Origin of the sequence: Flavimaricola marinus, from assembly GCF_900184895.1 — a bacterium.
Taxonomy (GTDB): domain Bacteria; phylum Pseudomonadota; class Alphaproteobacteria; order Rhodobacterales; family Rhodobacteraceae; genus Flavimaricola; species Flavimaricola marinus.
In genome coordinates, this window is sequence record NZ_FXZK01000006.1 from 186379 (window position 1) to 210634 (window position 24256).

Here is a 24256-nt window from a genome sequence, read left to right on the forward strand (position 1 = left end):
TCTGTCACCGATGCCCATAATGCCGAGGTTATGACAGATGATCCGAGTGATGTTCCTGCCGTTTGCCATGCTGCTGACGTCGCTCACCGCGGCGGTGGCCAAGGCCGAAGAGGTCACCACCTTTGCCCTCGACAATGGCATGGAGGTTGTGGTGATCGAGGATCACCGCGCCCCGGTCGTGACCCACATGGTCTGGTATCGCGTCGGCAGCGCCGATGAGCCTGTCGGCGTCAGCGGCGTGGCCCATTTCCTCGAGCATCTGCTGTTCAAGGCGACCGACACGCTGGAAAGCGGCGAGTTCTCGGCCACCGTGGCCGCCAATGGCGGCGATGACAACGCCTTCACCAGCTATGACTACACCGCCTATTTCCAACGGATCGCCGCCGACCGTCTGCCTTTGATGATGCAGATGGAAGCCGACCGGATGGAGAATATCCGCCTCACCGCCGAGGATATCGAGACCGAGCGTCAGGTCATCATCGAAGAGCGCAACCAGCGCACCGAGACCAGCCCCGGCGCTTTGGCCCGCGAGCAAATCCGCGCCGCTCAGTATCTCAACCATCGCTACGGCGTGCCGATCATCGGCTGGATGCACGAGATGGAGGCGCTGGAGATGGAGGACACGCTCGCCTTCTACGACCTCTATTATTCCCCAAACAACGCCATTCTGGTGGTCGCGGGCGACGTCTATCCCGACGATGTCCGTGCCTTGGCCGAGCAGTATTACGGCGTGATCCCGGCCGAGCCCGACCTGCCGGAGCGTATCCGCTCCGAAGAGCCGCCACAGCGTGCCGAGCGCCGCCTGATCTATGAAGACGGTCGCGTCAGCAACGACTACGTCACCCGCAGCTACCTTGCCCCCGAGCGCGACAGCGGTGCCCAAGAGCAGGCCGCGGCCTTGGTCTATCTGTCTGAAATCCTTGGCGGGTCGTCGTTTACCTCGGTTCTTGGCACCAAGCTGACCTTTGAGAGCGATATCGCGCTGTTTACCGGCGCGGGCTATGACGCCGGTTCGCTCGACGACACCACGTTCTCGATCTCGGTCGTTCCGGCAGAGGGCGTGAGCCTTGCCGACGCCGAAGCCGCGATGGATCAGGCTTTGGCCGAGTTCATGGAGGAGGGCATCGACCCGGTGCAGTTGGAGCGCATTCGCACTCAGCTGCGTGCCGCCGAGATTTACGCCCGCGACGATGTCGACGGCCTCGCCCGCCGCTATGGTGCGGCGCTGACACAGGGTCTGACCGTCGCGGACGTCCAAGCCTGGCCGGATATCCTGCAAGCGGTTACGGCCGAGGATATCATGGCCGCCGCAGAGCTGGTCTTTGACCTGAACCAATCGGTGACCGCCTATGTGGTCGCCAGCCGCGAGGAGCTGACCCAATGATCCGTGTGACCCTCGCCCTCTGCGCCAGCCTTTGGGCAGCCTCTGTTCAGGCCGCTGTCGATATCCAGCAGGAGGTCAGCCCCGGTGGCATCGACTTCTGGCTAGTCGAGGAGACCTCGATCCCGTTCGTGGCGCTGGAGATCAGCATCGAAGGCGGCGGCGCCTTGGACCGCCCCGGCAAGCGCGGTGCCGTCAATCTGATGATGGCCCTGATCGAAGAGGGCTCGGCCGATATGGACGCCCGCACCTTTCAGGCCGCGCGCGAAGCGTTGGCGGCGAGCTATGTCTTTGATGCCTATGACGATTCCGTGTCGATTTCAGCCCGGTTCCTGACCGAGAACCAGACCGAGGCCGTGGCCCTGCTGCGCCAAGCCCTGACCGACCCCCGCTTTGACGAGGATGCTGTGGAACGGGTCCGTGCGCAGGTGCTGTCCAACATCGCGTCGGACGCGCAGCGCCCCAACCGCATCGCGGGCGATGCCTTTTATGCCGCCGCGTTCCCGGATCACCCGTATGGCTCTGACATGTCCGGCACGGTCGAGAGTGTCGCGGCCCTGACCCGCGACGATCTGATCCAGGCCCATCTGGATGCCGTGACCCAAGACCGCGTTCATGTCGCCGTGGTCGGCGATACCGATGCGGCCACGGCGGGCGCGATGATCGACGAGCTGTTGGGCGATTTGCCCCGCACCTCGCCGCCCCCGTCCGAGGACGTGGAGTTCGGCCTCGCCGGCGGTGTGACTGTCATCGACTATCCCACGCCGCAGTCGGTGGCCCTGTTCGGCCATTCCGGCCTCGAGCGCGACGATCCCGATTTCTTTGCCGCCTATGTGCTGAACCACATCCTCGGTGGTGGCGGCTTCGAGAGCCGTTTGATGACCGAAGTCCGCGAAAAGCGCGGCCTGACATACGGCGTTTCGACCTATCTCGTGCCGCGCGTCCATGCCGAATTGGTCATCGGCAGCGTGGCGTCGTCCAACGACCGGATCGCCGAAGCCATCGACGTGATCCGCGCCGAGTGGGCCCGTATCGCCGAGGAGGGTGTGACCCAAGAGGAGCTGGACGCCGCCAAGACCTATATCACCGGCGAATACCCCCTCCGCTTTGACGGGAACGGCCCGATTGCCGAGATCATGGTGGGGATGCAGCGGGTCGACCTTGGCCCGGACTATGTCGTCAACCGCAACGATTTCGTCGAGGCGGTGACGCTGGACGACGTGAACCGGGTCGCCGCCTATCTGCTTCGCCCAGAGGCGCTTCACTTCACCGTCGTGGGTCAGCCCGAGGGATTGGAAACCGGGCCGTTGCCGCCGATTTCCGGGCAATAACCCCCTCGCAGAATCGCAATCGGCCATGCTATCCCTTGTGGCATGGCCATTGCAGACCCCAAGATACCCGATCATCGCCCTGTCATTCGACAGTTGGACGAAGCCGCGATCAACCGCATCGCGGCCGGAGAGGTCGTCGAGCGCCCGGCCTCTGCCGTCAAGGAGCTGGTCGAGAACGCCGTCGATGCCGGAGCCACCCGGATCGAGGTCGTTGTCGCCGATGGTGGTCGCAGCCTGATCCGGGTGACGGACGATGGCTGTGGCATTGCCGAGCCCGATCTGCCCTTGGCCTTGTCGCGCCATGCGACGTCAAAGATTGACGGCACAGACCTTCTCAACATCCATTCCTTTGGCTTTCGCGGCGAAGCCTTGCCGTCCTTGGGGGCCGTCGGCCGTTTGACGATCACCAGCCGGGTGCCCGGCGAGGGTGCCGCGATGATCGCGGTGGCGGGAGGACGGGCCGACCCGGTGCGCCCCGCTGCGCTGAATGCGGGCACGGTCGTCGAGTTGCGCGACCTGTTCTATGCCACGCCCGCCCGCCTGAAGTTCCTGCGCACCGATCGTGCCGAGGCCCAGGCGGTGACCGACGTGGTCAAGCGCCTTGCCATGGCAGAGCCGTTCGTGGCGTTTTCCCTGCGTGACGAAACCAGTGGCCAGAGCCGCGAGGTGTTTCGCGTCTCCTCCGAGACGGGCGATCTGTTCGGCGCGTTGCATGGCCGCTTGCGCGCGGTCTTGGGTCGCGAGTTTTCCGAAAACGCGGTGCCTGTGGATGCGATCCGCGAGGGTGTCCATCTGACCGGTTATGCTGCCTTGCCGACCTATTCGCGCGGCGCGGCGGTGAGCCAGTATCTGTTCGTGAACGGCCGCCCGGTGCGCGACAAGCTGCTGATCGGGGCGCTGCGCGGGGCCTATCATGATTTCCTCAGCCGCGACCGGCATCCCGCCGCCGCGCTGTTCGTCGATCTGGATCCGCATCTGGTGGATGTGAATGTGCATCCGGCCAAATCCGAGGTCCGGTTTCGCGATCCGGGGCTGGTGCGCGGGTTGATCGTCTCGGGTCTGCGTCATGCGCTGGCCGAGGCCGGGCACCGCGCCTCGACCACCGTCGGCACCGAGACCTTGGGTGCGATCCGCCCGGAGCCTGTCGGTCCCGCCCGCGTCTATCAGATGGACCGCCCGTCGCCCGGCGCCCGGGCGATGAGCTATGCCATGCAGGCCCCCGAGCAGGAATTTGGATTGCAGGACCGTGGATTGCAGGACCGCGGCTTTGCCGAGGCCGCTGCGCCCTCGGCCCGGATCGAGCCCGAGATCACCGGATCTGAGCACCTGCCTCTGGGCGCTGCACGGGCGCAGGTCCATGAGAACTACATCATCGCGCAGACCGAGCGTGGCATGGTGATCGTGGATCAGCACGCGGCCCACGAACGGCTCGTCTATGAGCGTCTCAAGACCCAGATGGCCGAGCGCGGCGTGGCCGCACAAGCCCTGTTGATCCCCGAGATCGTCGAGATGGATCAGGGCGACGCGGCCCGCATTCTGGAGATGGCCGACGAATTGGCCCGGCTGGGGCTGGGCGTCGAGGCCTTTGGCGGCGGCGCAATCGCGGTGCGCGAGACCCCTGCGCTGCTGGGGCAGGTGGATGCTGCCGCGTTGCTGCGCGACATTGCCGATGAACTGGCCGATCTGGGCACGTCCGCGGCGGTGCAGACCCGGCTCGATGCGATCCTCAGCCGCGTGGCCTGCCACGGGTCGATCCGCTCGGGCCGACAGATGCGTGCCGAAGAGATGAACGCCCTGCTGCGCGAAATGGAGGCGACCCCCCATTCCGGCCAGTGCAACCATGGCCGCCCAACCTATGTGACCCTCGATCTGGCGGACATCGAGAGGCTGTTTGGCCGCCGATGATCGTGATCGCGGGGCAGAGCTATAGCTGGAGCGACCCGCTGGTCTGGGCCGCCGTGGTGGCGTTGCTGGTGCTTGTCCTGTTGATCGTCACGCTGCGGAGGGCGGGCCGCTCTGCCGCGATGACGGAAGCGATGGCGGCGCAGTTTGGCCAGGCCATGGGCCAGCTGGGCGCCCGTGTGCAAAACCTCTCCGACGGCCAGCAGCAATTGGCCGGCGGCCTGACCCATGTGTCCGAGGCGCAGGCGGCGAGCCAAGCCCAGATGCTCCGCCTGATGGAGGAGCGACTGGCCAAGGTGAGCGAGGCGATGACGCAGAACCTGTCGTCGTCGGCCCGTAACACGGCACAGTCCTTAGGCGAATTGCAGCAGCGTTTGAAGGTGATCGACAAGGCCCAGGACAACATCACCAAGCTGTCGGGCGACGTCCTCAGCTTGCAGGATATCCTGTCGAACAAGCAGACCCGTGGCGCCTTTGGCGAGATCCAGTTGCATGACATCGTCGGCAAGGCCCTACCGCCGGACAGCTATACGATGCAGGCGACGCTCTCGAACAACAGGCGGGCCGACTGCCTGATCCATCTGCCGAACCCGCCGGGCCCGATCGTGATCGACAGCAAGTTTCCGTTGGAGCCCTACGAGGCACTGCGATTGGCCAAGGATAACCGTTCTGTCCAAGCGGCCCGTCAGGCCTTTCGCGCGGCGGTCCGCCTGCACATCAAGGCGATTTCGGAGAAATACATCCTCGAGGGGGAGACCGCGGACGGGGCGTTGATGTTTCTGCCTTCCGAGGCTGTTTATGCCGAGTTGCACGCCAACTTCACCGATCTGGTGCAGGCGAGCTTTGCCGCGCGGGTCTGGATCGTCTCGCCCACGACCTGCATGGCGACGCTGAACACGATGCGGGCGATCCTCAAGGACGCCCGGATGCGCGAACAGGCTGGCGCGATCCGCAAGGCGCTGAGCCAGTTGCACCGCGATATGGAGATCGTCGTCGAGCGGGTCGACAAGCTGAACACCCATTTCGGGCAGGCCCGTGCCGATCTGGAGGGGATCGGCACGGCGGCGGAGCGTGCAGGCAAACGTGCTGCCCGTCTCGATGCGTTCGACTTTGGCGATCAGGCGGCGGATGGGCGGACAAGCGTGGTGCCGCTGGTCCGTCCGGAGGGTTGATCGACCGATGAGCAGTTGCCAGTGCCTGTCCGGGAGCGGTAGCGTAGCGACAACAATGCGAAACAAGGGGATGGCATTATGCGTTTGGGTTTGGTGGTGGCAATGGCCGCGGTGACATTGCTTTCGGGCTGCGAGATTTTCCTCGACGGCCTGGGATTCGAGATGTTTCAGGACGCGACGGGCGTGGATGTGACGGTCGCGGCCCCGGAAGCCTACCAGATCGAAGGTCTGTGAGGATGCGCGGGCCGTGGGTCGCGGCGATGGCGGCGGCGCTGGCCGTTGCCGGGTGTGCCGGGTTCGACCCTGACACCGCCGGTCTGGAATACGTCGATGCCGAGCGCGATGCCTACCGTGCCTTTGCGGCGTCATTCTCGGAAGTGCCGTTCTCCAAAGGGGCGGTTTCCGTTGTCGCGTCGGATCATGGGGCGATGCGGACCTATACGCTTGTGCCCTGTCGGGGCGGCACCGCGATTTGCGGCGGCAGCGCTCATGGCCCGGTCGGACATCTGGAACGGACGCCGGACTACATGATCGTGCGCGGCCTCTATAGCCGGGAGTTCTGGCTGTCTCCGGGTGGGGACGGGGCCCTTGTGGGCAACGGTCATACCGTCGCTCTGGCGTGGAACTGATCCAGCGGACACACCTGCGGTGTGACGACCTGTCTCGCGGCCCCAAAGGGGGGCCGCTCGGGTTGGTGCAGAGTGGTTGGCCTCACGCGCCAGTCGCACGCAGTGCAAATGGAATGCGCCGTTAGGCGCGCATTTGGATCAGGGCTGTTCGCCCGTCAGATCCCCATGATCCCTTGTGCCAGCCGTGGCAGCAGCCGCGAGAACCGCAGCGGCGCGTCGGTGGCGGCGAGGCAGATGCAATCCATCCCTTCCTCGGCCACCGGCTGGTGCACCATATCTTCGTTGGCAACCTCTATGTCACCGGTGTGGAAGCTGTCGGTTTCGTCCTTGAACGCCCCTTGCAGCACCAGCGTGAGCTCGACCCCCCGGTGACCGTGATCCGGCACCGCCACCCCGCCCGGGATTTTCAGCAGCCGCACGGTCGCGTCGGGTGAGGTCCGCAGGACCGCTTGGCTCACACCGCCGCCGATCCGCCGCCATTTCACCGCGCTCAAATCGCCGCCCACGTAGTCTTGGAGCGGCGCGGGGAAGACGCTTCCCTCGGCCGCCTTCTGCGGCTTTTCCGCCGCTTCGGGCGTATTGTCGTTTGCGATCATCGCCAACACCGCGTCAAAGCTGCCGTCCGACATCTCCGCAGTTCCGGCGTCCAGCATCACGTTGCCGCCGACCGCGTCAAAGCTGTGCATCCGGCTCCGGCATTCGTCGCACAGAGAGATGTGTGTGGCCACGACAAGGTTGAACGCTTCTGGCAGGGTGCCAGCGCTATAGCCGATCAACAGGGCATCGGTCAGATGATGTTTGATAGTGTTCATGGCTCTTTCTTTACGTCATGGAGTGGCGCAGTCGCTCCAGCGCCAGTCGAATTCGAGATTTGATCGTCCCCAGCGGCAGCCCGGTTTCCTCGGCGATTTCGCTGTGGCTCAACTCGCCGAAGTAGGCGCGTTCGATCAGTTTGCGTTGCTTTTCGGGAAGCGCGGCAAGCGCCCGCCCGAGTTGTTCGGTTTCTTCGGCCAGCACGATGACATCGTCTTGGTCGGGCTCGTTTTCCGGCCCCCAAGGCAGGTCTTCCGGTTCCGGCCGCCGCTGTTTGCGGATCATGTCGATCTTGCGGTTCCGCGCGATCGTATAGATCCATGTCGAGACGCTCGCCTTGGAGCCATCGAACATGTGTGCCTTGCGCCAGAGCGTCGCCATCACCTCTTGGGTGCATTCCTCGGCAAATTCTGCCGTGCTCCCCGATTTCATCAGGAACGACTTCAGCCGAGGCGCGAAATGCTCGAACAGTCGGGCGAAGGCCCGTTGATCCTTGTGGTCCCGAATGGCGGCGATTTCTTCCGACCATTCTGCGCGCTTGGAGTCGTCGTTCACGTTTACTGCCACCTTCTCCCGACGCGACGGATTACGCTCGTTCATGTCACCGGGTGGTGCATAGATAACGGGCATACGGGCAGCCGGAAAGGTTTGTGGTTCTGAAAACATATATCCATTACGCCCGCCTTTCGCGGTTGGATCACTTTGCCATCGCGAAAAATGTCATGCCTCGCCGAATAATCCCGAGATGACAGGCAAACTTGACACTTTGGGGTGCTCAAAATTTTTACACGCCCTATTGTGAACCATTCAACGCGATGCGTCGTAACAAGAATAAATCAAGACTTTGCTGGAGCAGTAGACAGTATGACGATCATGAACCGGCCCGACGGGCGCAAAAAGATTGCCGTTATCGGTGCTGGTATTTCGGGGATGGGCGCTGCTCATGCCTTGTCCAAGTCGCATACCGTCGTCCTCTACGAGTCTGAGAACCGTCTGGGCGGCCATGCGCGCACCAGAATGGCCGGCCCGAAGGCAGACATCCCGGTCGACACCGGTTTCATCGTCTTTAACTATGCCAACTATCCCTATCTGGCTGCGCTCTTCGCCGAGCTTGACGTGCCTGTCACCAAATCCAACATGTCCTTTGGCGCATCGTTCGGTGATGGCCGTCTGGAATATGGCCTTGCCAGTCTGGACGCTCTGTTCGCCCAGCGCCGCAACATCGCCAACCCCAAGTTTCTGCGGATGGTGCGTGATGTCATGCACTTTAACGCCAACGCCTTGGCGGCGTCCGACGACCACGAGCTGACCATTGGTGGCCTGATGGAAAAGCTGGGCATGGGCCAGTATTTCCGCGACCATTATTTGCTGCCCTTCTCCGGCGCGATCTGGTCGACGCCGAAGAACAAGATCCTCGACTTCCCCGCCAATGCCATGATGCGATTTTTCGAGAACCACGGATTGCTTGGCCTGACCGGCCAGCACCAGTGGTATACCGTCAAAGGTGGTTCGGTCGAATATGTCAGCCGACTGGGCATGGCCATGGCCAATCGTGGCGTCCAGACCCGTCTGGGCTGTGCGGTCGAGGCTGTCCGTCGCACACCTGCCGGTGTCGAGATCAAGGCCCCCGGCTCCGAGTGGGAGGCGTTTGACGAGGTGGTCTTTGCCACCCATTCCGATATTTCGCTTCGCCTGCTTGCCGATCCCACCGCAGCCGAGCGCAGCGGGCTGGAGGCCATTCGCTATCAGCCCAATGACGTGGTTCTGCATTCCGACGCCAGCCTGATGCCCAAGAAGCGCAGCGTCTGGTCGTCTTGGGTTTATGTCGAAGGCAAGGACAAGGCGACCGATCGCATCGACCTGACCTACTGGATGAAATCGCTGCAGCCCTGGCTGCCCACCGACAACATGTTTGTCACCCTCAATACGACCCGCCCGATCCGCGAGGATTTGATCTGGGATCGCGTGACCCTGCATCATCCCGTCTACGACACCGCTGCCCTTGCCGCTCAGGAACGCATGGCGGTGATGAACGGCGAGAATGCGACGTGGTTCTGCGGAGCATGGATGAAGAACGGATTTCACGAGGACGGGCTGTCGAGCGCCCTCGACGTCGTGGCCGGGATCGAGAACCGCGCAGCCCGTGCGGTTGCCGCCGAATGAGCCAAATCCAGCATATCGCAGGCGAGACCTATCATGGTCGGCGGGGCGGCATCAAAAATGCCTTTCGCTATTCCATTGATTACGTGCTTGCGGATGCAGAGGCTGATCTGACTGGTCCTGCCCTATTTGCCCGCAACGGTCGTGGTTTCATGTCGCTATGGGACAGTGACCACGGCGGTGCGCCGCATCAGGGCAGGGGCGCTGTCTGGGCCCGAGAGGTCTTGGCCGCGCATGACATCGACCTGTCCGGCAAGATTGAGATCCTCGCCCAGCCCCGACTGCTTGGCCATGTGTTCAACCCCGTCAGCTTTTGGCTGTGCCATGATGCCGACGGTGTGCTTCGCGCTGTGATCGCGGAGGTGACCAACACCTTTGGCGACCGCCATTCCTATCTGTGTGCCCATGCCGATCTGCGCGAGATCGTGAAGGCCGACACGATCGAGGCGCAGAAGATCTTTCACGTCTCGCCGTTTCAGCCGGTGGAGGGTGGCTACACCTTCCGCTTCGATATCACGGCCGATCAGATCGGCATCTGGATCGACTATTCCCGCGGCAATGGCGGCCTGATCGCGACCCTGACGGGCAAGCGCAAGCCGCTGACCACGTTGGGCATCGTCAAAGCCGCGTTTCGCCGTCCCTTCGGGTCGCGCAGAGTGCTGGCCCTGATCCATTGGCAGGCACTGAAGCTCTGGTGGAAGGGCGCGGCCTATCGCCCACGCCCGGAGCCGCCCGCCCCCGAGGTGACCCGGTGACGGCCATTGCCTTGGCCCGGTCGGATCGTTTGCCTGCATGGTCCTTGTATGGCGCGGTTCTGAGCGCGGCTGGCCTGCCGATCTATATTTACGCCCCGAAATACTATGCCGACACCTATGGTGTCAGCCTCGCCGCTTTGGGCGCGTTGCTGTTCGGGTTGCGTCTGTTCGACGTGGTGCAAGACCCGGTGCTTGGCTGGGTATCCGAGCGCCTTGGCCGCGCCCGTGGGGCCGCTGTGGCGGGTGGGGCGGCGATCCTTGCGCTGTCGATGATCGGGCTTTTTGCCGTGCCGCCGCAGTTTGCCCCGATCTGGTGGTTTGGCCTGACGATCACTGGTTTGTTCAGCGCGTTCAGCTTTCTGTCGATCAATTTTTACGCTCAGGGCATTGGCAAGGCCGACCGGATCGCCGGCGGACACGTCCGCCTGGCCGCGTGGCGCGAAAGCGGAGCTTTGCTGGGCGTCTGTGTCGCCGCAGTGGTCCCGACGCTGCTGATGGGCGTGGTTGCCAGCCCCTTCGCGATCTTTGCCTATGGCTTTGCCGCTTTGACCCTCGCCGCCGCCATAGGCATGGCGCCCGAGTGGCGCGGATCGGTGACCGCCGACGCGCCGACGCCGATTGCTGCGATTCTGGCCGATCCCGGCGCGCGCCGGTTGCTGATCCTCGCCCTCGTCAACGCCACGCCGTTGGCGGTGTCGTCGACCTTGTTCCTGTTCTTTGTGGACAGCCGTCTGGACGCGCCCGGTTGGGAAGGCCCGCTTCTGGTGCTGTTCTTCCTTGCCGCCGCTCTGTCGTCGCCGGTGTGGAGCGCCTTGGCCCACCGCTTTGGCGCAAAGCCGGTGCTAATGTCGGCGATGGTTCTGGCGATCCTGTCCTTTGGCGGGGCGATGACCCTCGGCGCGGGCGATGCCGGGCTGTTTGCCGTGATCTGCGTGTTTTCGGGCGCCACGATCGGGGCGGACCTGACCCTGTTGCCCGCGATGTTTGCCCGCCGGATGGCGGCGGTGTCGCCCAATGGCGGGCAGGGCTTTGGCCTGTGGTCGCTGGTCAACAAGCTGACGCTGGCGATTGCGGCGGCGGTGCTGCTGCCTCTGTTGCAGGCGTTTGGCTACACCGCGGGGGCCGAGGATGTGCCTGCCGCCGCGCTGACCCTGCTGACGGTGCTCTACGCGCTTGTGCCGTCGGTTTTGAAACTCGTGGCCATCGGCTTGCTGGCCGCCACAACACTGGAGGAATGATCTATGACGACCGTCCTGACCATTGCGCTGACTCTGCTGTTGGTGGCCGCTTTCGCCCTGGTCCGCCGCAGATACGCGTCGTTTGCCGCGCAGCGCCCCGAGGATTACGACACGGAGCCGATGTTTGACATCCGCGAGCGCCTGAACGGGCCGATTCAATGCGAAGGCGTGATCTTTGGTCCGCTGGGCCGGGTCAGTTCCCGGTTCGTCGCCGAATTCGACGCCACCTGGCAGGGCAATATCGGAATTGTGAAGGAGCGATTCGAATACGACAGCGGCAATGTCCAGAACCGCGAGTGGCGATTCCAGCTCGGCAATGACGGGATGATCAAGGCCGAAGCCCCTGATTTGGTGGGGGCCGGCAGCGGCCAGCAGCGCGGATCGGCCGTGCAGCTGAATTACCGGATCAAGATGACCGAGGATGCCGGCGGCCATATTTTGGACGTAACGGACTGGATGTATCTGACCTCGAACGGTAGCATCATGAACAGAAGCCAGTTTCGTAAATTCGGGATCAAGGTCGCTGAACTGGTGGCCACCATGCGTCCTGTGGAAGCGGCGTGAACCAAGGCACCATCGGAAAGGACGTCTCGTGAAGGAATGGCAGGGCAAGCGATATTGGTTGGTTGGCGCGAGTGAAGGTCTTGGCCGTGAAGTCGCTCTGGCGTTGAGCCGGGCAGGGGCCGAGGTCGTCGTGAGCGCCCGCTCCGAGGACCGTCTCGCCTCGCTGGTCGAGGAGATGCCGGGCAAGGCCTCTTATGCCGTCGTCGACGTGACCGACCGCGAGGCCGTCGAGGCCGTGGCGGCCAAGATCGGCCCGCTGGACGGCATGGTCTATCTGGCCGGTGTCTATTGGCCCCTCGGCGCCAAGGAGTGGGACAACGAGAAGGCCGAGGCGATGGCCGATATCAACTATCTGGGCGCGTCCCGCTGCGTCGGCGCCGTGATCGGCCCGATGGTGGAGCGCGGCGAGGGTCATATCGTCCTGACCGGTTCGTTGTCCGGTTTTCGCGGCGTCGCCGGCGCGATCGGATACGGGGCGTCCAAGGCGGCCGTGATGTATCTGGCCGAGTCGATGCATGCCGATCTGCGCAAGACCGGTGTGAAGGTTCAATTGGTCAATCCGGGCTTTATCAAGACCCGCCTGACCGACAAGAACGACTTCTCCATGCCCTTTATCATGGAGCCGGAAGCCGCCGCCCGTGAATTCGTCGAACACATGAACACGGATGCCTTCAAGAAGAGCTTTCCGTGGATGTTTTCCTGGATGTTCCGGGGCAGCCAGATCCTGCCGGACTGGCTCTATTACCGCCTCTTTGGCGCCAAGTAGCCCCTAGGCCGCGGTGTGCGCGACGAACAGGTCGCGCGCCCGCCCCCAGACCCCGTCGCCGTCTTCGTCGAATTGGATCAGGTGTGGCAGCAATTGCCCGGCGAAGTCGAGACTGCTCTCAAGTGGCAGAAGCGACGGCAGATTGTCGATCGCCATGACGTCGAGCAACGGGCTGTCCGCCACCCGCACGGTAGGCGCGGCCCAGCTTGTCGCCTCGGAATAGAGCGGCACGGGATTGTAGTCGCTGTCCGGATCGCAGGCGATGTCTCCGATCACCCGCAGCGCCCGCTCGGCGCTCACTGCCGAACGCGGCACGAAGACGGGGGTCTTCGGCCCGGCCAGAATGCAGTTGAAGAACAACGTGTGGTCGAGGATTTCGGGGAATGGCCCGCCGTGCGCCGTTTCGTCCATGTCCCACAGGGTGGGTGCGATCCCGCAGGCTTGGCAGAGGTCGGCGACCCCTTGCCCCACCCGTCCCTTGGCCCCGATGATGAGCGCCGAGACCTCTGCGGCCAGTTTCGGCATATCGCGCAGGAGCGCGTCCTTGTCGGGCCAGGCCGAGACGCCGGGGCAGGACCCCGGCTGCGCCGCGAGGCTGAGCAGGCTGACCGCCGCCCCGGCGTAGCCTGCCCAATAGCCAAAGGCCGCAACCCGCCGTCCGGCGTCGTTGGTCAGGTATTCGAGATCGAGCAGCGTGCCGCCTCCGGCCCGGAACCGATCAAGGAGCACGGCGCCCGCGCCTTGCCCCTTGTAGGCGTGACCGAACATGATGTGCCGGTGCCTGAGCGGCGAGCCGTCGGCGGGCAATTCCTTGAGCCCCAGAATCACGGCCTCTGAGGGGGCGTCCGGCCACGACCCTTCGGCTTCCCGCGCGCAGGTGTCGGGATAGGCCGTGATGTCGAGGATCCGGTTGCTGCTATGCTCGACCGTGACCTGATGCCCGGCGTCGAGCAGCGCCGCCGCCCCTTCGGGTGTCAGCGGTGTCCGCGCTTCGTTGTCGCGTTGTTCGGCGCGGAGCCAGAAGTGAGCCATCAGTATTGTCCTGCAAACAGTGATTTCAGTTGCGGCAGCAGGCTTGCCGCTGCCAGTCCGACGATGGCCCCGACCAGAAGCCGCACCAACCGCCGTTCCAGATAGGGCGCTCCGGCGCTGAGCAGGGCGCAGACGACGGCGTAGTAGGCGAGATTGATGGCATCCATGCGCCGGAGCCTAGCAGAGCCGTTCGAGCCCGCCTAGAGTTGCGTGCGGGCATGTGCCCGGTCAGCCGGATCGAGATGCGGCGTGGCGTTGAACCCGGCGAGGATCGGCCCGCTTGGAGTGATCAGCACCCGGTGCACCGAGGTGTTTCGAATGGGCAGGATCACATGGGCGAACCTGCGTGGATCGAGCGCCAGCAACAGCCGCATCACCATCCCGATCACCCCGCCCGAGGTCACGCAGAGCACGTGCCGATCCAGTTGTCCGACCTCGCGCAGCACCGCGCCGACCCGTGTCTCGAACGCCGCAAAGCTCTCCTGCCCCTGGATTTCGGCCCGGTGCCATGCCTCCAACACCAGCGGCACATGTTCGGAAAATCCATCCGGTCCGGGCATCTCGACGCCGTGGGCCGCGTGCATCGCCTGGCTCAGATTGAAATAGTCCATTTCGTTGAGCCGGGGATCGATGTCGGGTGTGTCCCAGCCCATGGCGGTGGCGGTCTGCTTGTGCCGGGTCAGGCTGCCCGAGATCACCTGATCGAAGCTCTCGCCCTGATCGCGCAGCCATTCGCCCAGCCAAGCCGCCTGTTGCCGCCCCAGATCGGACAGCTGATCGTAGCTTTCCTCGTCTGTCGCAGTTGAATTGGCCTGTCCGTGCCGGATGAAAGTGATCGTGCCCATGCTGCCTCCGCGCCTGAGAGGCCAGCCGTAATGGCTGTCCGGAGCCTTGGCAACCGCGCAGCCCCTTGCCCCGCGCCTTGAGATACGGCTCTGCTATTGAATAGCATGAGCCGACAGAGCAGGTTGAACCAACCGACGCCCAAATGCGTTAGCCTTGTGCATCGGGATCCGAAGGCTGCCCCGGACCAGGCGTTTTCCGCCGTCCGAGCCGCCAGAAGGCCCGATTGCCGCCCAATTGAAGACCCTTGAGGAGGAGTGACCCCACAATGCGCCATTTCATAAGCGCCACCGCGATTGCGATGTTGGCCAGCGCCAGCTGGGCCGAGGATGCCGCCCTTGTGCTTGGCATCGAACGCTACGAGGAGCTCGGCCGTCTGGTCCGCGGCGCCGAGCCTGTCGATGCGGCGTCCTCCCTCGAAGAGATGGGTTTTGACGTCGTCGCCATTCCCAATCCGCGCGCCTCCGCCATGGCCGATGCCCTGGCCGAATTCGCCGAGAACGTGCAGGGCGCGGACCGTTTGGTCGTGATCCTGTCGGGCCGTTTTGTCACCGATGGTGGTCGCACATGGTTCATGGCCGCGAATGCCGAGGAACCGAGCCTGTTGTCGATGCAGGATGGTTTGTTGTCGGTGGACAGCGTGATGCACGCCATGTCCGGCTCGGCCGGCGAGGCGATCCTTCTTTTGGGCGTCGATTCCGGCGAGGACGCCGTTTTCGACGCGTGGCTGACCGAAGGCATCGGGGCGCTCGACATCCCCCAAGGTGTGACGGTCTTGCGCGGTCTGCCCCGTGACATTGCCGATTTCGCGCAGGTCGAACTGGTCGAGCCGGAGGCCGATCTGACCCGGCTGATCGCCGCGAACCGCCGGATCTCCGCCTCCGGTTATCTGCCCCGCGCATTCGCTTTCATGGGCCCGGTGCCGGAGCAGCCTGTCGACGAGCCGACCGTCGAGGTGGACCCCGCCGCGGAGCAGGCCCTGTGGGAAGGCGCACTGGCGCTCGATACCGCCGAAGCCTTTCGCAACTATCTGACCCGCTATCCGAACGGCGAATTCATCGCGCAAGCCGAGGAAAAGCTCGCCGCGATTCTCTCCGAGCCGAACCGGGCCGACAGGCTGGCCGAAGAGGCCTTGCAACTGACCCGCGACGAGCGTCGTGATATTCAGCGCAACCTGAGCCTGCTCGACTACAACACCCGCGGCATCGACGGGATCTTTGGCCCCGGCACACGGGGTGCCATCACCAACTGGCAGCAGGTCAACGGCTATTCCCAGACCTCCTATCTGACAACCGAGCAGATCAACCAGCTCGACGCCCAGGCCGCCCGCCGCGCTGCGGAGCTCGAGGCCGAGGCCGAGCGTCTGGCAGCCGAACGCGCCCGTCTGGACCGGGCCTTCTGGGAGGAAACTGGCGCCCGTGGCGATGAGCCGGGCTACCGCGCCTATCTGGAACGTTATCCCGATGGCCTGTTTGCCGAAACCGCGACCGAAGCACTGGATGCCATCGAAGAAGAGAAGCGCCGCGCCGCAGAGGCCGAGGATCGTGCGGCATGGGACGTCGCCCGCGAGGCCGACACCCAGTCGTCCTATGCCGATTACCTGACCGCCTTCCCCAGCGGCGTGTTTAAGGCAGAGGCCGAGGCTCGTCTGGCCGAATTGCAGCGCGAATCCAGCTCTGCCGGTGCAGAGCAACAGGCCCGCGCGGCCGAGGAGGCGCTGAACCTCAACGTCCTGACCGCACGACTCGTGGAGGCCAAGCTCGATTCGCTCGACCTCAACCCCGGTGCGGTCGATGGCCGGTTCGACGATGACACCCGCCGCGCCATCCGTCGCTATCAGGGCAACCGTGATCTGCCGGTGAGTGGCTACCTCGACGAGGGCACGCTGGTCCGCTTGCTCGCGGATACGATCGGGTCGCTGCGCTGACGGGCGCGCCGGTCATCCTGCCTTTGTCGCAGGCCCCGCCGGATGTGGTGGGGCCTGTCTCTGCGTTGATGATCGAGGCCTGGCCCGAGTGGTATGGTCCGGGCGGGCAGGGCGATGCCGCCGCCGATCTGGCCAAGCGCGGCCGCCACGAGGGATTGCCGAGCGGCTTGGTCGCCCTGGTCGCGGATGCGCCGGTCGGCACGGTCGCGCTGGACGCGACCTCTTATGGCGCGGAGCCGGGGGAGGGCCCCTGGATGACCGGTCTGGTAGTCTGCCCGAAGATGCGCGGCCGCGGCATTGCCACCGCCCTCGTCGCCGGTGCGGAGCGATTTGCCCGGGCGCTGGGCTATCCGGAAATCCACACTGCGACGATAACGGCCAGCGGCCTGATCCGGCGGCAGGGCTGGACGCTGGCCCGCAGCTTGGACAACGGCTACGACATTCTGCGCCTTGCATTGGGATGAAACGCGAAAGGCCGAGGCGATGCCCCGGCCCTTTGATTGGCTCGGCCCCCGGTTTCAGGCGAACAGGGTGTTGGCGAATTCGTCGAGCTGGATGATCTCGGCGGTCGGGTCGTTGGCATCGAAGATGGTGTCATAGCCCATGTCTTCGAAGGCCGCGACCGTCATCGCGGAGATGTAGTTGGCGTCGTCGATAAAGCCGGACATCAGCTCGTTGGTGAAGGTGTCCTCGTCCCAGTGCCCGCCGGCCGTGCCCGGCCCGCCATCGGTTTCAACCGGCACGCCGTTGAGCGAATTCGGATCGTCGTCGGCGATGTCGGCCAAAGCCTCGTTATAGGCCAAGGTCGCGTTCTCGCCGGTAAAGATCAGCGTCCCGCCGCGGACCGAGCCTTCGGTCAGCCCGAGTTGGGACCATATCGTGCCGAAGCCCAGCGAATGCATCATCTCGTGCAGCACGATATCGTCGAACAATCCTTCGTCGGCAAAATCCTGAGCGTCGGCGGTGTCGAACTCCATTACGGCGGTCGTCGGGATTTTCGAGAAGAACCGCGTGCCGGTCGGCCCGGCTTGGCCCAGAACGCCGCCGGATCCGTCGATGTCCTCCAGTGTCGCGGTGATCGTGATATCGTCCACCCCCTGCCGCCGCCCGCCGCGCACGTCACCGGTGATGATCGTGGAGAGGTATTCCGCGGCGAGGATGAAATCCTGCTGGAGTTCCTCTGTCCAGCCGTCGCCCTCGAAGATGATTTCGATGTTGAAATCACTGACTACGCCGTATTCGCCCTGACCGCTGGTATAGGATGTCAGGATGACCTCCTCGGCCTCCATCGAGGCGACGGAGACGCCGTCGTCACTTGCCGCCGTTCCATACATCATGGTGCTTGGAACGGGTTCGAATTCAAAGTTGTCTGCCGAAAAGCTTGAATATGCGGACATGAAATCCTCCCTATCAAAAAAATCTGGCCAAAACGGCCGGGGTAATTCGCTGTTGTCAGTTGGCGCGCGCTCCGTCGTGAATAGTGCGCGGGTCGCAGCCTCGACCGATCGTGAATGCTTTCTGGTCGCTGCCGGAACCAACCGAGCCTTGGTCTTAGAAGAAAGGGCCCCGCGTTCGGCGGGGCCCTTGTTTCGTGTCGCCTCTTACTGTGCGGGCATGTAGCGTTCGAACAACATGCGCACGAGGCCGGTCTCGCCTTCGTTCAACTGCCGCACGCCCACCAGATAGCTGCCGGGCAGGACGCGCGCGGCGATCAGCGGATCGAGGTCTCCGCCGTAGTCGTCGTTTTCGGCGACCAGCCGCCCGAAATCATCGTAGAGCACCATGATCGGATCGCCGATCCCGTTCGAGATCGCTTCGACCACGACCAGCCCGGGGGCGTCGATGTCGAACGACATCCATGTGGTGACGTCCGTGGTTTGCAGATCCTGACGCACCCGGTTGCCAAGGGCACCCATGTTGGTGATCGGGTAGGAGCCGTCCATCGGTGGCGCCGCTTCGCCCCGCTCGTAGAGCGATGCCAGCTGTGCCGCCGGATCGAAGCCCGACACCGTCACGGTGATCGGCAGGGACGTGTCCGAAAGTGCGACCATTTCGATACAGTAGTCGCCGGCGGGCAACGGCGAGGTCATGTCGAGCCGGCTGTTCAGCCCGTCGAAGTCGTCGTTCTCGCCCAAGTAGTTGCCTGACCCGTCATAAAGCGTGACGAGCGGGTCGGCGCTCGGGTTTTCCGCCGTGATCGTGATCGCCTGAGCGGTGCCGAGGCTGAAGCCCCAGGCGTCGACCTGATCCACCGAGGCGGTCACCGATGCTCCCATGTCGAGGCTGCCGTCGATCGGCCCGCCGTCGGCCAGGTAATTCGACACCGCCGAGCAGCCTCCGCCGCCGCCGGTGAAATCGCCGGGCGTTTCCGGCGGGCTGACTGGCGGCATGCTGGTGCCTTCGGTCAGTGCCTCCTGCTCGGTGCGGCCGACCCGCACGAAGCCGGTCATCGGGGATCCGTCGTAGCTTGCCATCGACAGGCAATAGGTGCCCGGGTTAAGCGTCATCTCGCCGCGCGATGCGCCGCCGCCGCCGGAATCGTCGTCGGACAGAACAATCGTGCCGCCGGCGTCGCGCAGGTCGATCACCGGATCGCCACCGCCCCGTCCGGCCGCCTCGACACGCACATCCGTAGGCGCGGAGACATTGAACAGGGCGACATATTCGTTGCCCATCAGCACGAGTGCCATCTGCTCCATGTAATTGTCGGAGACGGACACGTCCGAGGCCGCTTCGGAACCGCCAATCCACTGTCCGTTCGCCCCGGCTCCGCCGCAGATGTCCTGCGCGGCCGCGGGCAGCGCAATGCCTGCCAGACCGGCGGCAGTCATGGCCATGGTCAATGTTTGTCGTGTCATGGAATGCCCTTCCTCTCAATCCTGATGGGCAGAGCCTAACGCGTGCCAAACCGATATGACCAGCACGATTTGCCATAAAGTCAGGAAAACCCGCCCTCTCGTCCGGTGGCCATCATGGGCCAGATTCACCCGCCCGAGGCCGTGCTCCGAGCCGCATCCGGAATGCAAAAAGGGCCGCGACACGGTCGTGTCGCGGCCCTTTCGGCATCAGGTTGAGAGCGAAGGCTCAGCCCTGGCGGGCCTTGAACCGGCGCTGGGTCTTGTTGATCACATAGACCCGGCCCTTACGGCGCACGACGCGGCAATCGCGGTGGCGCTGCTTGAGCGAACGGAGTGAGTTTGCAACCTTCATGGGTAGCTCTCCTTTTTCGCGGCGCGGCGATTGCGCCTTGGTTACTGTCGTGACCCCGGGGGGCCGTCGAATTCGATGGTGGGCGGTACAAGGATCGAACTTGTGACCCCTTCGATGTCAACGAAGTGCTCTACCGCTGAGCTAACCGCCCACTCTCCTTAACAAATCGTGCGTCCCATAACGAAACAGGACGCGGCTCGATCCGCGTCAGGTGTGCGGTCTATAAAAGGTTGCTCGCGGGGGATCAAGGGCTTTTGGCAATACATATTTTCAGTCTATCTTATGTGGCGAACAAGGGATGAATACATGACGCATGCCGCATTCGAGCTGAGCCGCCCCATACGCCGGGATACAAGCGTGGTTTTTGCGTCTCCGCATAGCGGAAGGGCTTATTTGCCTGAGTTTTTAGGCGCCGCGTCGCTTGACGAACACGAGATCAGGTCGTCCGAGGACGCCTTTGTCGACGCCCTTTTCGCCCCCGCGAGCCTGCATGGCGCTCCGTTTTTGGCCGCCTCTGCCCCTCGCGCCTATGTCGATTTGAACCGCGCACCCGAAGAATTGGACCCAGCGTTAATCGAAGGAATCCGCCGTGTGGCCCATAATCCGCGCATCGCGAGCGGGTTGGGGGTGATTCCCCGGGTGGTGGCGAATGGCCGTGCCATCTATCGCGGCAAGATCGGGCTGGACGAGGTCCATATGCGCATCAATCGCTATTGGCGTCCCTATCACGATCAGTTGCAGACCCTGCTGGACGAGAGCCATGCCCAGTTTGGCGAGGCCATCCTGATCGACTGCCATTCGATGCCCCACGAGGCCCTCGATGCCGTCAGCTCTCACAATGAATTGCGCCCCGACGTGGTGCTTGGCGACCGGTTCGGCGCGGCGGCTGCGAATTCGGTGATCGAGCGGGTCGAAGCCGCGTTTGCCGGGGCCGGATTGCGCGTGGCCCGCAATACGCCGTTTGCCGGGGCCTATATCACCCAGCACTATGGCCGCCCCTCCCGTCGCCAGCACGCGGTGCAGATCGAGATCGACCGCTCGCTTTATATGAACGAGCGACGTCTGGAGCCGAATGCCGACTACGAGGCATTCTGTGCCCTGCTCAACGATGTGATTGCCGAGGTCGTGGCGATCGGTCGCCCTGTCGCGCAGGGGGTCGCCGCCGAGTAGGGCGTCACCTGCGCGGCACCAGAGCGCCCTATCTCAGCGCCCGTCCCTTGATGATCGCGTCCGCCCCGAATCGCGCGCGGATCGCATCGGTCGCCTTTTCGGCCTTGGCCCTTTTGCCTGCGTCCGGATCGAGCAGATCGCCCTCCAGATCCGCGATATCGGCCCCCGTGAGGTCGCTGATCCCGACCCCGACGAGCCGGAACGGCGCCTGTCCGGCCACGGTGTCGAACATCCCCCGCGCCACCCGGTAGATCGTGTCGGCCACCTGCGTCGGGTGCCGCAGGCTGTGCCGTTTGGACACCAACGTGTGGTTCGACCGCTTGAGCTTGAGCGTCACGACCCGACCGGCCAAATCCTTGGCCTTGGCCCGCCCCGAGACCTTTTCGGCCATCCGCCAGATGTGCCCGTCGAGGATGTCGGGATCGCTTGTGTCTTCTCCGAAGGTCGTCTCGTTCGACAGCCCCTTGACCGGGGTGCGGTTGGACACCCGCCGCGCGTCCTGCCCCCGCGCCAGATGCCAGAGCCTGTCGCCCATGCCGCCGAATCGCGCCACCAGATCGGCTTGGTCCCAGCGCAGAAGGTCTTCGAAGGTGCGGATGCCGACCCGGTCGAGGCTTTCCTGCGCGGCGGGGCCGATCCCCCAGATCATCCGGACGGAACGCGGCCGCAGGAAATCCTGCGTCTCCGCCTTTCCGATCACGGAAAATCCGCGCGGCTTGTCCAGATCCGAGGCGACCTTCGCCAGAAACTTGTTGTGCGAGAGTCCGATAGAGCCGGTCAGCCCCAGCTCGTCCTTCATCCGCCGGGTCAGCCGCGCCAGCATCACCGCCGGGGGCGCTCCATGCAGCCTTTGCGTTCCGGTCAGGTCCATGAAGGCTTCGTCGAGGCTGAGCGGTTCCACGACGGGCGTCAGCTCGTCCATCATCGCCCGGATCGCCTTGGACGCCGCGACATAGGCCTCGAACCTCGGTTTCACAACCACCGCATCGGGGCAGAGCTTGAGCGCCTGAAACATCGGCATCGCGGATCGCACCCCCTTGATCCGTGCCAGATAGCAGCAGGTGGAGACCACCCCTCGCTTGCCGCCGCCGACGATCACCGGTTTGTCGGCCAATTCGGGGTTGTCCCGCTTTTCCACGCTGGCAAAGAAGGCGTCGCAATCCATATGCGCGATGGTCAGATCGAAGAGTTCGTCATGCCGCGTGACCCGAGGCCGTCCGCAGTTGGGACAGCGGCCCGGCCCGTCAAAGGTGGTGAGGCAATCTCGGCAAAGGGCTGGCATGATGCGCAGAGAATACCGGGGCCGGCCGGATTTTGGAATGCCCCGAAATGGCCTGTGGCGGGCGGGCGCTGTCGCCGCGAATCTCCGCTATGCGGCTGAGCGCGTGCTGTGATATTATTTCGCTATTCAGGCGGGAGGGTTAGCGATGCCGGGTTTGCGTTCTGTGCTGGTGGGAACCACCAAGGGAGCCTTTGTTCTGGATGCAAAGCCGGATCGCAGTGACTTCGAGGTGCGCGGACCGTTTTGCGATGGCTGGCCGATCAACCATGTCGCCAGCGACCCCGAAACCGGCCGCATGTGGGCCGCCGGTGGCGGCGATTGGTTCGGCGCCGGGGTGTTTCGGTCCGATGACGGTGGCAAGACCTGGACCCTGTCCAAGCTGACGTCCGGCGATATGGACGAATGGGCCGCCAACGATCCCGAATTCGCCAAGATGATCGGCTGGACCGATACGCCCGCCCCGTTTGAAAAGCAGTTCTCGCAGGTCTGGTCCCTGCATTTCGCGCATGGCGTGCTGTATGCCGGCACCAAGCCCGCGATGCTCCTTGCCAGCCGTGACGGCGGCGTCACGTGGGATATCGTCAACGGTCTGACCGACCATCCGTCCCGACCCGACTGGCATGGCGGCGCGGCGGGGCTTGTTCTGCATACCATCGTTCCGGATCCGGCGGATGCCGATCGCATGTGGGTGGCGATTTCCGCGGCCGGTGTCTTTGCCACCGAAGACGGCGGAAAGACGTGGGACCGCCGCAATCGCCTGTCCAATACCGATCACGTCCACCATGCTCACCCGGCCGCCCCGAAAGGCGGTGAGACCGGGCATTGCGTGCACAACATGGTCCGTGCGCCGGGCGACGGCATTGATGTGCTCTATCAGCAGAACCACCATGGCGTCTTTCGCAGCCCCGATGGTGGCCGCAGTTGGGATGACGTGACCGAGGGCCTGCCGTCGACCTTTGGATTTCCCATCGCTGTGCATCCCCGCGACCCGGATCGGATCTGGACCCTGCCGCTGAACGGCGACACCGAGGGTCGTTATCCTCCCGATGCCTCGGCCGCCGTGTGGCGCTCTTCGGATTCCGGTGCCCATTGGGAGAAATGCCAGTCCGGTCTGCCGGACAAGAACTGCTTCTTCACCGTCTTGCGCCAATCCATGTCGGTCGATCTGGCCGAGCCTGTCGGCGTGTATTTCGGCACTAATACCGGGTCGATCTTTGCCAGCCGCGACGAGGGCGACACATGGTCAGAAGTCGCCCGCCATTTGCCGACGGTTCTGTGCGTCGAAACCATGGCTGATGCCTGAGCCGTTTCACGGCGCGAAGGCGGCGGTTTTCATTGGTGACAAGGTTCTGACCCTGCTTCGGGATGATCGTCACGACATCCCGTTTCCGGCGCATTGGGATTTCCCCGGCGGTGGTCGCGAAGGTGCTGAGACCGGATTTGAAACGCTTGCCCGCGAAATGCGCGAAGAGGTCGGTCTTGACGCGTATCGGGCCGAGCGTCTTTGGCAAATCCGTCTGCCTGCCATGCACCGCGCCCATGAGATGATCTGGTTCTATGTGCTTCGCCTGCCGGAAAGCGCAGTAACCGACATCGTGTTTGGCGACGAAGGGCAGGGGTGGGCCCTGCTCGATCCGGAGGGGTTTCTGGCCCTGCCCAACGCCGTTCCGTCCTTGGTCATACGTTTGCGCATGTGGATTGAGCACAACGGCGGTTTGCCGTAGTTTTCCCTGCAAGGAGGAGTGACAGCCATGGTTGCCGAGCCAAGAACCCCCTGCCGCACCCCGGCAAAGGACCGCGACGGGGTGACCAATATCCCGACATGGAAATTCGATCTGCTGCGCGGCCATATCCTTGATATCGTCGGCGCCGCCGGCCCCGACGGATTTCCGATGGCGGAGCTGTCGGCCGCGATCGCGCCCCGCCTGACCGACGACGAGACTGCCCGGCTGGGCAAGCTGGGCTGGCATATGATGGCCGTCAAGCTGGAGATGGAAGTGGCCGGTGATCTGGCCCGGATGCCCAAAGTCACGCCTCAGCGGCTTGTTTTGCCCGCATCGGCCTGAAACTGCTTTCCTGTT

Annotated in this window: 26 protein-coding genes and 1 tRNA gene; 17 read left to right on the top strand and 10 right to left on the bottom strand. The window is 64.0% G+C overall.

All coding sequences use genetic code 11. From position 1 onward, the window contains the following. The first annotated feature begins 37 nt into the window (after nt 1–37). The 6 genes from LOM8899_RS15670 (at nt 38) to LOM8899_RS15690 (ending at nt 6415) form a co-directional block, all read left to right on the top strand. Nucleotides 38–1384, top strand: coding sequence for a M16 family metallopeptidase (locus tag LOM8899_RS15670; protein WP_093993181.1), 1347 nt, complete (start codon nt 38–40; stop codon nt 1382–1384). Then, complete coding sequence (locus LOM8899_RS15675) at nt 1381–2712, top strand: M16 family metallopeptidase (protein WP_093993182.1); 1332 nt, start codon at nt 1381–1383, stop codon at nt 2710–2712. Before LOM8899_RS15670 ends, LOM8899_RS15675 begins: the two co-directional genes overlap by 4 nt. Nucleotides 2713–2754: 42 nt before the next feature. Then, entirely contained in the window at nt 2755–4617 is a 1863-nt protein-coding gene (mutL, locus tag LOM8899_RS15680; protein ID WP_093993183.1) for a DNA mismatch repair endonuclease MutL, read from the top strand. After that, a complete protein-coding gene (locus LOM8899_RS15685) occupies nt 4614–5786 on the top strand; it encodes a DNA recombination protein RmuC (protein ID WP_093993184.1) in 1173 nt (390 codons plus the stop codon). The genes mutL and LOM8899_RS15685 overlap by 4 nt, the downstream gene beginning before the upstream one ends. Before the next feature lie 78 nt (nt 5787–5864). Then, entirely contained in the window at nt 5865–6020 is a 156-nt protein-coding gene (locus LOM8899_RS23440; protein WP_168770565.1) for a hypothetical protein, read from the top strand. A gap of 2 nt (nt 6021–6022) precedes the next feature. Then, nucleotides 6023–6415: a hypothetical protein gene (locus LOM8899_RS15690; protein WP_093993185.1), complete on the top strand. Its 393-nt coding sequence runs from the start codon at nt 6023–6025 to the stop codon at nt 6413–6415. A 155-nt stretch (nt 6416–6570) separates the two neighbouring features. Here the strand turns inward: LOM8899_RS15690 and LOM8899_RS15695 are convergent, their stop codons facing one another. Both LOM8899_RS15695 and LOM8899_RS15700 read right to left on the bottom strand, forming a co-directional pair. Next, the gene (locus LOM8899_RS15695; protein ID WP_093993186.1) at nt 6571–7227 is read right to left on the bottom strand and encodes a ChrR family anti-sigma-E factor; all 657 of its coding nucleotides are present in this window, start codon (nt 7225–7227) and stop codon (nt 6571–6573) included. A gap of 10 nt (nt 7228–7237) precedes the next feature. Further along, on the bottom strand, nt 7238–7858 hold the full coding sequence (locus tag LOM8899_RS15700; protein ID WP_370739371.1) for a sigma-70 family RNA polymerase sigma factor: 621 nt from the start codon (nt 7856–7858) through the stop codon (nt 7238–7240). A 243-nt stretch (nt 7859–8101) separates the two neighbouring features. Here LOM8899_RS15700 and LOM8899_RS15705 point away from each other — a divergent pair, with 243 nt between their 5' ends. From LOM8899_RS15705 to LOM8899_RS15725, 5 genes are read left to right on the top strand one after another with little or no spacing between them, the layout of a single operon-like run. Continuing rightward, nucleotides 8102–9391 (top strand): NAD(P)/FAD-dependent oxidoreductase, encoded by a 1290-nt coding sequence (locus tag LOM8899_RS15705; RefSeq protein ID WP_306456551.1) that lies wholly within the window; start codon nt 8102–8104, stop codon nt 9389–9391. Beyond that, entirely contained in the window at nt 9388–10143 is a 756-nt protein-coding gene (locus LOM8899_RS15710) for a DUF1365 domain-containing protein (protein WP_093993189.1), read from the top strand. Before LOM8899_RS15705 ends, LOM8899_RS15710 begins: the two co-directional genes overlap by 4 nt. Then, nucleotides 10140–11381 (top strand): MFS transporter, encoded by a 1242-nt coding sequence (locus LOM8899_RS15715; protein ID WP_245820571.1) that lies wholly within the window; start codon nt 10140–10142, stop codon nt 11379–11381. Before LOM8899_RS15710 ends, LOM8899_RS15715 begins: the two co-directional genes overlap by 4 nt. 3 nt (nt 11382–11384) lie before the next feature. Then, nucleotides 11385–11945 carry a DUF3833 family protein gene (locus LOM8899_RS15720; RefSeq protein ID WP_093993190.1) on the top strand — a complete coding sequence of 187 codons (561 nt, stop codon included), beginning with the start codon at nt 11385–11387 and terminating at the stop codon, nt 11943–11945. Nucleotides 11946–11973: 28 nt separating this feature from the next. Continuing rightward, nucleotides 11974–12711, top strand: a complete 738-nt coding sequence (locus LOM8899_RS15725; protein ID WP_093993191.1) for an SDR family NAD(P)-dependent oxidoreductase — start codon at nt 11974–11976, stop codon at nt 12709–12711. Between the two features lie 3 nt (nt 12712–12714). Here LOM8899_RS15725 and LOM8899_RS15730 read toward each other — a convergent pair whose 3' ends face one another. From LOM8899_RS15730 to LOM8899_RS15735, 3 genes are read right to left on the bottom strand one after another with little or no spacing between them, the layout of a single operon-like run. Further along, nucleotides 12715–13743, bottom strand: coding sequence for a saccharopine dehydrogenase (locus LOM8899_RS15730; RefSeq protein WP_093993192.1), 1029 nt, complete (start codon nt 13741–13743; stop codon nt 12715–12717). Next, nucleotides 13743–13910, bottom strand: a complete 168-nt coding sequence (locus tag LOM8899_RS23445) for a hypothetical protein (RefSeq protein WP_168770566.1) — start codon at nt 13908–13910, stop codon at nt 13743–13745. The genes LOM8899_RS15730 and LOM8899_RS23445 overlap by 1 nt, the downstream gene beginning before the upstream one ends. 33 nt (nt 13911–13943) lie before the next feature. Next, a complete protein-coding gene (locus LOM8899_RS15735; RefSeq protein WP_093993193.1) occupies nt 13944–14588 on the bottom strand; it encodes a histidine phosphatase family protein in 645 nt (214 codons plus the stop codon). Nucleotides 14589–14854: 266 nt separating this feature from the next. Here LOM8899_RS15735 and LOM8899_RS15740 point away from each other — a divergent pair, with 266 nt between their 5' ends. Both LOM8899_RS15740 and LOM8899_RS15745 read left to right on the top strand, forming a co-directional pair. Next, the gene (locus LOM8899_RS15740) at nt 14855–16513 is read left to right on the top strand and encodes a peptidoglycan-binding protein (protein WP_093993194.1); all 1659 of its coding nucleotides are present in this window, start codon (nt 14855–14857) and stop codon (nt 16511–16513) included. 23 nt (nt 16514–16536) lie between these two features. Further along, entirely contained in the window at nt 16537–16977 is a 441-nt protein-coding gene (locus LOM8899_RS15745) for a GNAT family N-acetyltransferase (RefSeq protein WP_133065048.1), read from the top strand. 54 nt (nt 16978–17031) lie between these two features. Here the strand turns inward: LOM8899_RS15745 and LOM8899_RS15750 are convergent, their stop codons facing one another. The 4 genes from LOM8899_RS15750 to LOM8899_RS15765 form a co-directional block, all read right to left on the bottom strand. Then, nucleotides 17032–17910 (bottom strand): leishmanolysin-related zinc metalloendopeptidase, encoded by an 879-nt coding sequence (locus LOM8899_RS15750; protein WP_093993196.1) that lies wholly within the window; start codon nt 17908–17910, stop codon nt 17032–17034. A gap of 204 nt (nt 17911–18114) precedes the next feature. Further along, nucleotides 18115–19371 (bottom strand): ABC transporter substrate-binding protein, encoded by a 1257-nt coding sequence (locus LOM8899_RS15755; RefSeq protein ID WP_093993197.1) that lies wholly within the window; start codon nt 19369–19371, stop codon nt 18115–18117. 226 nt (nt 19372–19597) lie between these two features. Beyond that, nucleotides 19598–19723: a type B 50S ribosomal protein L36 gene (ykgO, locus tag LOM8899_RS15760; protein ID WP_008884645.1), complete on the bottom strand. Its 126-nt coding sequence runs from the start codon at nt 19721–19723 to the stop codon at nt 19598–19600. 76 nt (nt 19724–19799) lie between these two features. Next, nucleotides 19800–19874: transfer RNA gene (locus LOM8899_RS15765), tRNA-Val, on the bottom strand. 155 nt (nt 19875–20029) lie between these two features. On the opposite strand from LOM8899_RS15765, the gene LOM8899_RS15770 reads away from it, so the two are divergent. Further along, nucleotides 20030–20893: an N-formylglutamate amidohydrolase gene (locus tag LOM8899_RS15770; RefSeq protein WP_093993198.1), complete on the top strand. Its 864-nt coding sequence runs from the start codon at nt 20030–20032 to the stop codon at nt 20891–20893. Between the two features lie 28 nt (nt 20894–20921). On the opposite strand, the gene LOM8899_RS15775 is transcribed toward LOM8899_RS15770, so the two are convergent. Next, on the bottom strand, nt 20922–22175 hold the full coding sequence (locus LOM8899_RS15775; protein WP_093993199.1) for a DNA polymerase IV: 1254 nt from the start codon (nt 22173–22175) through the stop codon (nt 20922–20924). Nucleotides 22176–22320: 145 nt separating this feature from the next. Here LOM8899_RS15775 and LOM8899_RS15780 point away from each other — a divergent pair, with 145 nt between their 5' ends. Genes LOM8899_RS15780 through LOM8899_RS15790 form a run of 3 tightly spaced genes read left to right on the top strand, consistent with a single transcriptional unit; the run spans nt 22321 to nt 24241 of the window. Then, nucleotides 22321–23478 carry a WD40/YVTN/BNR-like repeat-containing protein gene (locus LOM8899_RS15780; RefSeq protein WP_093993200.1) on the top strand — a complete coding sequence of 386 codons (1158 nt, stop codon included), beginning with the start codon at nt 22321–22323 and terminating at the stop codon, nt 23476–23478. Continuing rightward, complete coding sequence (locus LOM8899_RS15785; RefSeq protein ID WP_093993201.1) at nt 23471–23899, top strand: NUDIX domain-containing protein; 429 nt, start codon at nt 23471–23473, stop codon at nt 23897–23899. The genes LOM8899_RS15780 and LOM8899_RS15785 overlap by 8 nt, the downstream gene beginning before the upstream one ends. A gap of 27 nt (nt 23900–23926) precedes the next feature. Further along, a complete protein-coding gene (locus tag LOM8899_RS15790; protein ID WP_093993202.1) occupies nt 23927–24241 on the top strand; it encodes a DUF6958 family protein in 315 nt (104 codons plus the stop codon). The last annotated feature ends 15 nt before the right edge of the window (nt 24242–24256 follow it).

Excerpts from the sequence above, each read along its gene's own strand:
- LOM8899_RS15670 (WP_093993181.1), top strand. The coding sequence starts at position 38 with ATGATCCGAGTGATGTTCCTGCCGTTTGCCATGCTGCTGACGTCGCTC.
- LOM8899_RS15675 (WP_093993182.1), top strand. The coding sequence starts at position 1,381 with ATGATCCGTGTGACCCTCGCCCTCTGCGCCAGCCTTTGGGCAGCCTCT.
- mutL (WP_093993183.1), top strand. The coding sequence starts at position 2,755 with ATGGCCATTGCAGACCCCAAGATACCCGATCATCGCCCTGTCATTCGA.
- LOM8899_RS15685 (WP_093993184.1), top strand. The coding sequence starts at position 4,614 with ATGATCGTGATCGCGGGGCAGAGCTATAGCTGGAGCGACCCGCTGGTC.
- LOM8899_RS23440 (WP_168770565.1), top strand. The coding sequence starts at position 5,865 with ATGCGTTTGGGTTTGGTGGTGGCAATGGCCGCGGTGACATTGCTTTCG.
- LOM8899_RS15690 (WP_093993185.1), top strand. The coding sequence starts at position 6,023 with ATGCGCGGGCCGTGGGTCGCGGCGATGGCGGCGGCGCTGGCCGTTGCC.
- LOM8899_RS15695 (WP_093993186.1), bottom strand. The coding sequence starts at position 7,227 with ATGAACACTATCAAACATCATCTGACCGATGCCCTGTTGATCGGCTAT.
- LOM8899_RS15700 (WP_370739371.1), bottom strand. The coding sequence starts at position 7,858 with ATGCCCGTTATCTATGCACCACCCGGTGACATGAACGAGCGTAATCCG.
- LOM8899_RS15705 (WP_306456551.1), top strand. The coding sequence starts at position 8,102 with ATGAACCGGCCCGACGGGCGCAAAAAGATTGCCGTTATCGGTGCTGGT.
- LOM8899_RS15710 (WP_093993189.1), top strand. The coding sequence starts at position 9,388 with ATGAGCCAAATCCAGCATATCGCAGGCGAGACCTATCATGGTCGGCGG.
- LOM8899_RS15720 (WP_093993190.1), top strand. The coding sequence starts at position 11,385 with ATGACGACCGTCCTGACCATTGCGCTGACTCTGCTGTTGGTGGCCGCT.
- LOM8899_RS15730 (WP_093993192.1), bottom strand. The coding sequence starts at position 13,743 with ATGGCTCACTTCTGGCTCCGCGCCGAACAACGCGACAACGAAGCGCGG.
- LOM8899_RS23445 (WP_168770566.1), bottom strand. The coding sequence starts at position 13,910 with ATGGATGCCATCAATCTCGCCTACTACGCCGTCGTCTGCGCCCTGCTC.
- LOM8899_RS15735 (WP_093993193.1), bottom strand. The coding sequence starts at position 14,588 with ATGGGCACGATCACTTTCATCCGGCACGGACAGGCCAATTCAACTGCG.
- LOM8899_RS15740 (WP_093993194.1), top strand. The coding sequence starts at position 14,855 with ATGCGCCATTTCATAAGCGCCACCGCGATTGCGATGTTGGCCAGCGCC.
- LOM8899_RS15750 (WP_093993196.1), bottom strand. The coding sequence starts at position 17,910 with ATGTCCGCATATTCAAGCTTTTCGGCAGACAACTTTGAATTCGAACCC.
- LOM8899_RS15755 (WP_093993197.1), bottom strand. The coding sequence starts at position 19,371 with ATGACACGACAAACATTGACCATGGCCATGACTGCCGCCGGTCTGGCA.
- ykgO (WP_008884645.1), bottom strand. The coding sequence starts at position 19,723 with ATGAAGGTTGCAAACTCACTCCGTTCGCTCAAGCAGCGCCACCGCGAT.
- LOM8899_RS15770 (WP_093993198.1), top strand. The coding sequence starts at position 20,030 with ATGACGCATGCCGCATTCGAGCTGAGCCGCCCCATACGCCGGGATACA.
- LOM8899_RS15775 (WP_093993199.1), bottom strand. The coding sequence starts at position 22,175 with ATGCCAGCCCTTTGCCGAGATTGCCTCACCACCTTTGACGGGCCGGGC.
- LOM8899_RS15780 (WP_093993200.1), top strand. The coding sequence starts at position 22,321 with ATGCCGGGTTTGCGTTCTGTGCTGGTGGGAACCACCAAGGGAGCCTTT.
- LOM8899_RS15785 (WP_093993201.1), top strand. The coding sequence starts at position 23,471 with ATGCCTGAGCCGTTTCACGGCGCGAAGGCGGCGGTTTTCATTGGTGAC.
- LOM8899_RS15790 (WP_093993202.1), top strand. The coding sequence starts at position 23,927 with ATGGTTGCCGAGCCAAGAACCCCCTGCCGCACCCCGGCAAAGGACCGC.